This is a genomic window from Micromonospora aridisoli (assembly GCF_056150025.1).
Map to the genome: position 1 here is coordinate 1 of NZ_JAXCFK010000058.1, position 696 is coordinate 696.

Sequence of the window (696 nt, forward strand, 5' to 3'; positions counted from 1 at the left end):
TCATCAGGCCGCGGAAGTTGGGGTTGGTGCCGCTGCGCGGGGTGTACGACCCGCAGCTCTGGCCGCGTACCAGGCAGCTCACCGCCGCCTGCACGCCGGCCGGGGCGACGTAGCCGTTGCCGGCGCTGACCGAGGACGGCGCGCCGAAGGCGACCTGGTCCTCGCGCAGCGGCGGGAAGACGGCGTTGGCGTTGCCGGCCACCGGGAACCCGGCGAGCAGCATGTCGGTCATCGCGATGTGGAAGTCGGCCCCGCCCATCGTGTGGTACTGGTTGTCCAGCCCGACGATCGGTCCGGAGTTGTAGTCCTGCACGTGCAGCACGGTCAGGTCGTCGCGCAGCGCGTGGATCACCGGCAGGTACGACCCGGCGCGCGGGTCCTGCCCGCCCCACGGCCCCGGCCCGTAGAACTGGTAGCCGAGCTGGACGAAGAACGTCTCCGGCGCCATGGTGAGCCCGAAGCCGGCCGGCATCTGGGCCAGCACCCCGTCGATGATCCGGATCAGGTTGGCCTGCGAGGGGGAGAGCTGGTTGATGTTCCCGCTGCCGGTGAGGCCGGTCTCGATGTCGATGTCGATGCCGTCGAAGTTGTGCCGCTTGAGGATCGGTACGACGGTGGCGACGAACCGGTCGGCGACGGCGCTGGAGCTGAGGTCGATGCCGGCGGTGGCGCCGCCGATGGACAGCAGCACGGTGA

The 696-nt window shown here is 70.4% G+C and carries 1 protein-coding gene; it reads right to left on the reverse strand.

All coding sequences use genetic code 11. The features are described from left to right. On the reverse strand, positions 1 to 696 hold a 696-nt coding region (locus SM447_RS29305), incomplete at both ends, for a glycosyl hydrolase family 18 protein (RefSeq protein ID WP_474576106.1).